Annotated in this window: 5 protein-coding genes; 3 read left to right on the top strand and 2 right to left on the bottom strand. The window is 61.8% G+C overall.

Annotated elements, in window-relative coordinates:
- The first annotated feature begins 812 nt into the window (after window positions 1-812).
- The 3 genes from KJY40_RS13120 (at window position 813) to KJY40_RS13110 (ending at window position 3,244) form a co-directional block, all read left to right on the top strand.
- A complete protein-coding gene (locus tag KJY40_RS13120; protein ID WP_230737328.1) occupies window positions 813-1,217 on the top strand; it encodes a hypothetical protein in 405 nt (134 codons plus the stop codon).
- Between the two features lie 40 nt (window positions 1,218-1,257).
- Window positions 1,258-1,674 (top strand): organic hydroperoxide resistance protein, encoded by a 417-nt coding sequence (locus KJY40_RS13115; protein ID WP_085610216.1) that lies wholly within the window; start codon window positions 1,258-1,260, stop codon window positions 1,672-1,674.
- Window positions 1,675-1,810: 136 nt separating this feature from the next.
- Window positions 1,811-3,244 (top strand): catalase, encoded by a 1,434-nt coding sequence (locus KJY40_RS13110; RefSeq protein WP_230737327.1) that lies wholly within the window; start codon window positions 1,811-1,813, stop codon window positions 3,242-3,244.
- Between the two features lie 57 nt (window positions 3,245-3,301).
- On the opposite strand, the gene KJY40_RS13105 is transcribed toward KJY40_RS13110, so the two are convergent.
- Both KJY40_RS13105 and KJY40_RS13100 read right to left on the bottom strand, forming a co-directional pair.
- The gene (locus KJY40_RS13105) at window positions 3,302-4,720 is read right to left on the bottom strand and encodes an aldehyde dehydrogenase family protein (RefSeq protein WP_230737325.1); all 1,419 of its coding nucleotides are present in this window, start codon (window positions 4,718-4,720) and stop codon (window positions 3,302-3,304) included.
- Window positions 4,721-4,785: 65 nt separating this feature from the next.
- Window positions 4,786-5,535 carry a creatininase family protein gene (locus KJY40_RS13100; protein ID WP_230737323.1) on the bottom strand — a complete coding sequence of 250 codons (750 nt, stop codon included), beginning with the start codon at window positions 5,533-5,535 and terminating at the stop codon, window positions 4,786-4,788.
- Window positions 5,536-5,568 lie beyond the last annotated feature (33 nt).

The following is a 5,568-nucleotide window of genomic DNA, read 5'->3' as shown; positions in this document are numbered from 1 at the left end:
CGGAGGCTACCGTCCATGACTACTTTATTTTTGTGATCAGGCCGGGACAGAAATGCCCCGCCAGTCAGGCCCCGGCATCAGATGCCGGCACGGTCATTCGAATTCAGGAGGATGGCGCGGCGCGCGCGTGCAGACTCGCGTTGAACGCGGGCACACGCAGAAATTCGGGGGGAGACAGGCTGGAGAAAAACGCCGCCGCGCGGTCGGCGCAGGCAACTGGAAAGTGGGCCGGATCATTGGCGACAGACGTCGCCCCGTTCATTGCATCGACGATTGCACACCGCGTGACCAATTGAAACCTCGACTTCCATTTGAGGGTCAACGACGAGGAACAACCTGCGCGGGGATGACAGCGCCAGGGTGGTCCCGATCGGCTGCGACTGCCGGGTCTGTAGACACACGGCAATCTTCTGGCGCCGGGTTTGTGACCCGAAGCGCCGGCGGATAATAACCACGTTTTTTGTTAGGGAGGCAAACAAAATGTAGGAAATTTGCTAAATAAATATCGGACGTTTCCTACATGGTTGTGACGATGGCAAAGGGACAGGGATGTCAAAAATGCTCGTACACCGTACCGCCGTTTCGTGCAGGCCACGGGCATCGAAAACCGCTGCAGAGTCTTGAGTGGCCAGCGAAAAAGTCACCACGCGACCTACCTCGATAGCCGGACGCTAACAAGCGCTAACAACGCATAACTGGCAGTCATTCGGCTGTGAAGGCAGGCTTGAATCTCACCGCTGAACGCCGGGCCACCTGCAAATCTTTCCGGCAGCCGCGCTCAGTCGAACGATGGTTTTGCGAGGGATTCGACCATGGCTGAAGGTTATCGCCACACTTGCCTGTGCGAGTCAGACCGGCTCGGCAACGACGAACTGTATGCCTTGGTCGCGGGCGCCGTCCGGCATGGCCGGGGTGAGGCGCAACAGCTGTTCGCGACGGTGACGCCGTTGCTCATCGCCTTCTACGAAGGTCAGGTGCAGGCCGGGCGGGTCCGTCGCGAAGACACCGGCAACCTCGTTCAGCAAGCCTTCAGGGCGCTCTATCAGAAACAGGCCGCCCATGACCCGAGCTTTCCGTTTCGCGCCTGGCTGATCGAGATCGCCCGCTCGACCCTGCTCGACAATCTTGGCCATCGCGGCGCTGAAGTCGTGGCCACGGCCGACGCGCTGGCGGGTGCATCTGCACGCGAATGTCATGAACCCACGCGGGCCACATGAACCGCCCTCCACGCTGTGAAATGCTTTTCAGGGAATGCCCATGATCGATATCGAAAAAACCCTCTACTCCGCGCATACCTGCACCACAGGCGGCCGCGAGGGCACAGGACGCAGTGACGATGGCCGACTGGATCTCAAGCTGTCGCCACCGGGTGCGCCCGGCTCCGGAACCAACCCCGAGCAATTGTTCGCCGTGTGCTGGTCAGCCTGTTTCCTCGGCTCGCTGCGCCACGCCTGCAATGCGCGCAAGATCGTTTTTCCGGCCATGGCCGGGGTGGATGCTCAAATCGACCTGGTCCACGGCGAGCACGGGTTCTTCCTGCAAGCGAAACTGGCGGTGTCACTGCCGGAGATCGAACCGCAAGTGGCGCAACAACTGATCGACGCGGCGCACCAGAACTGCCCCTACTCCAAGGCCACGCGCAACAACATCAAGGTCAGCATCACCCTCGCCTGATCCGCTTTCTGCCGACACCAAAACGCAATCCGTTCCAACCACACCTTGGTGCTATCCGACGACACCATGGTGCAATAGATCGCGCCCGGGGCTTTTGATGTGATGGCGGGAAACCGACAAAAGCCAGGAGTTGCGCATGAACAAGCTGACGACTGCCGCGGGCGCGCCCGTGGTTGATAACAACAACGTACAGACCGCCGGCCCCAGAGGCCCGATGCTGTTGCAGGACGTATGGTTGCTGGAAAAACTGGCGCACTTCGATCGGGAGGTCATTCCGGAACGGCGCATGCACGCCAAGGGTTCCGGTGCGTTCGGCACCTTCACCGTCACCCATGACATCAGCCGCTTCACCAAAGCCAGGCTGTTCTCCAGCGTAGGCAAGACCACCGATGTGTTCGTCCGTTTCTCGACCGTGGCCGGTGAGCGTGGCGCGGCGGATGCCGAGCGCGATATCCGTGGATTCGCCATCAAGTTCTACACCGAGCAAGGCAACTGGGATCTGGTGGGCAACAACACGCCGGTGTTCTTTCTGCGCGACCCGTTGAAATTCCCCGACCTCAACCATGCGGTCAAACGCGACCCGCGCACCAACATGCGCAGCGCCCGCAACAACTGGGATTTCTGGACCTTACTGCCGGAAGCGCTGCATCAGGTCACGATTGTCATGAGCGATCGTGGCCTGCCGCGCACCTACCGCCACATGCACGGTTTCGGCAGCCACACCTTCAGTTTCATCAGCCCGGCGAACGAACGTTTCTGGGTGAAGTTCACCTGGAAGACTCAACAAGGCATCGAGAACCTGACCGATCAACAAGCCGCGACACTGATCGGCGATGACCGCGAAAGCGCCCAGCGCGACCTGTACAACGCCATCGAGGAAGGCCACTTCCCGCAATGGAAGCTCTACGTGCAAGTGATGCCGGAACTGGACGCCGAGACCTACCCGATCAACCCGTTCGACCTGACCAAAGTCTGGCCCCACGCGGATTACCCGTTGATCGAAGTCGGCGTGCTCGAACTCAACCGCAACCCGGACAACTACTTCGCCGACGTCGAACAGGCGGCCTTCAACCCGGCCAACGTGGTGCCCGGCATCAGCTTCTCACCGGACAAAATGCTCCAGGCCCGCCTGTTCTCCTATGGCGATGCCCAGCGCTATCGCGTCGGCGTCAACCATCATCAGATCCCGGTGAACGCGCCTCGCTGCCCGGTCAACAGCTATCACCGGGACGGCCAGATGCGCACCGATGCGAACGCGGGCAGCACAATCGGCTACGAGCCCAACAGCTATGGCGAGTGGGCCGAGCAACCGGATTTCAGCGAACCACCGCTGGCCCTGAAAGGCAGCGCGGGGCACTGGAACCACCGCGAGGACGACGACTACTTCTCGCAACCAGGCGCGCTGTTCCGGGCCATGTCGCCCGCCCAGCAACAGGTTTTGTTCGAGAACACCGCGCGCTCGATCCATGGCGCCAGCGCTCAGACCCGGCAACGCCACATCGAAAACTGCACCCAGGCCGATCCGGCATACGGTGCGGGCGTTGCACGGGCCATCGAAGCACTGGGCTGATTCGCAATGACTTGAGCAGGGCAAGCAGGATTGATCCTGTTTGCCCTGCTGCCGTTGTCAGTCCTCTACGATGCTTTTCGCTTCAAGAAACGCTTCCAGCCCCGACAACCCGAATTCCCTGCCGATCCCCGACTGCTTGACCCCGCCAAACGGCGCGAGCAGCTCCGGTGCGATCCGGTTGATCAACACCGAACCGGCCTCCAGCCGCGCAGCGATGCGTCGGCCACGTTCGACCTCGCGGGTGAACACATACGCCTGCAAACCGTAGACGCTGGCATTGGCCAGGCGGATGGCGTCTTCCTCATCGTCAAAGGCGATGATCGACAGCACCGGACCAAAAATCTCTTCCCGGGCGATGTCCATGTCGTTGCTGACATCGGCAAACACCGTGGGCTTCACGAAATAGCCTTTGCTCAGTCCGTGAGGCCTGCCCTCCCCGCCGACGATCAATCGCGCGCCCTGCTCCAGCCCGCGCCGGATAAAACCCTGCACGCGATCAAACTGCGCCTGGTTGACCAACGGGCCGATGGCAGTCGCCGGATCATGGGGATTACCGACCACTATGGCGTCGACCAAGGCTCTTACCCGCTCGATCACCTGCGGCAGGAACGCGCGCGGCACCAACAGCCGTGTGCCGGCGACGCAGGCCTGGCCGTTGTTCATGAAGGCAGCATTCAGGGCCATGGGGATGGCCGTTTCGAGATCCGCGTCGTCGAGCACGATGGATGCCGACTTGCCGGTGAGCGAAAGGCTCACCCGCTTCATGGTCTCGATGCCGGCGCGGGCGATGAGTTTTCCGGTGGCAGTGGAGCCGGTAAACGAGACCTTCGCGATGTGCGGGCTGGTGCTGATCTCGTCGCCCACTTCGCCGCCACGGCCCGAGACAATATTGATCACCCCGTTTGGCAGTTCCGCACGGTGCAAGGCGAGCGCTAGCACCTGGGTCTGCAACGGGCTGAGTTCGCTCGGTTTGATGACCGAAGCGCAGCCGCCGGCAATCGCCGTCGCCAGTTTGCTGCACACCGTACCGGCGGTGCTGTTCCAGGGCGCGAACAACGCGGACACCCCGACCGGTTCCATCACGACGCTTGCACGGCCCACAGGTCGCACCAGTTCGTAGTTTTCGAGAATCTGCGCCGCGTTGGCGAAGGATTGCGAGGCGTACTGGCTGACCCATTGCGCGCGGGCCAACGGTGCGCCGTATTCGTCGATCGCGGTGTCGCGTATTTCTTCGGTGCTCTCCAGCACCGCCGCCTGCAGGCGCCTGAGCATGTCGATGCGCTCGGCTTTCGAGGTGCGGCCCATCGTGACTTGCGCACGCTGGGCGGCGGCGATGGCTTGCCTGGCATCGTCGCGATTGGCCAGGGTGACCGTCCCGATGACGGACTCCGTCGCCGGGTTGATGCATTCGATCGTTTCGCGGCCCTGAACGGGCACGAACGCACCATCGATGTAGCTGTGCTTGATAGTCCACATGGCGATTTTCCCAAGGGTTGAAACAGCAACGCCCGGAACATCCGGGCGTTGATCAGGGCGACGGTTCAGTCGAGCAATGATTCGCGGCTGAAAGCTTGGACCTCCTGGACCAGACCGCGAGCGGCCATTTCCACCAGTTGCCGACCCTTTTCCGGCGAAGCCTGGGCCGGGTCCGAGCCCATGCGGCCGTCTGGATGACGGGCGCGGAAATCCGCCGCTTCCCGGATCGGCCCCCAATTGGCGATCTGCGGCGAGTAGTCGGCCGACTTGATGGAATCGGGGTAGGCCCATTGGGTCACGGCGATTTCCGAAGGGGTAGCGTGAATGCCGTGGCCGGTCGGGAACTGCTCGCGCGCCAGCTCGTTGACCCCTTCCAGGTCCCACCAGTTGCACAGCTTCAGGGCGAACCCGGCCTTGCGTCGGGCGAAACTCGCTTCGGCGTACAGCTCCGAAAACGCGGCTTCGATTGACGCGATGTTGCCGCCGTGGCCATTGAGGAAAAAGATCTTTTCAAAGCCGTGGGCGGCCAGCGAACGGGTCCAGTCGGCGATGGCGGCGATGAACGTCGAGGGCCTGAGCGAGATGGTGCCGGGGAAGCCGAGGTGATGTTGCGCCATGCCGATGTTGAAGGTCGGGGCAATCAGGATGTCGGCGTTTTTCTGCGCTTCATGGGCGATGATTTCCGGGCACATCCAGTCGGTGCCCAGCAGGCCGGTCGGCCCGTGCTGTTCGTTGGAACCGATCGGGATGACGATGGTGCGGCTGCGTTCGAGGAATTGGGCGATTTCGGACCAGGTCGATAGGTATAAAAGCATCAGGATTCTCACTCTTCGAAGGTTCCTCGCGGA

This window comes from Pseudomonas fitomaticsae (assembly GCF_021018765.1).
GTDB classification, from domain to species: domain Bacteria; phylum Pseudomonadota; class Gammaproteobacteria; order Pseudomonadales; family Pseudomonadaceae; genus Aquipseudomonas; species Aquipseudomonas fitomaticsae.
This window is presented reverse-complemented; position numbering and strand designations above follow the sequence as displayed.

Coding starts and splice junctions, on each gene's coding strand:
- KJY40_RS13105 (WP_230737325.1), bottom strand. CDS start 4,720: ATGTGGACTATCAAGCACAGCTACATCGATGGTGCGTTCGTGCCCGTT.
- KJY40_RS13115 (WP_085610216.1), top strand. CDS start 1,258: ATGATCGATATCGAAAAAACCCTCTACTCCGCGCATACCTGCACCACA.
- KJY40_RS13100 (WP_230737323.1), bottom strand. CDS start 5,535: ATGCTTTTATACCTATCGACCTGGTCCGAAATCGCCCAATTCCTCGAA.
- KJY40_RS13120 (WP_230737328.1), top strand. CDS start 813: ATGGCTGAAGGTTATCGCCACACTTGCCTGTGCGAGTCAGACCGGCTC.
- KJY40_RS13110 (WP_230737327.1), top strand. CDS start 1,811: ATGAACAAGCTGACGACTGCCGCGGGCGCGCCCGTGGTTGATAACAAC.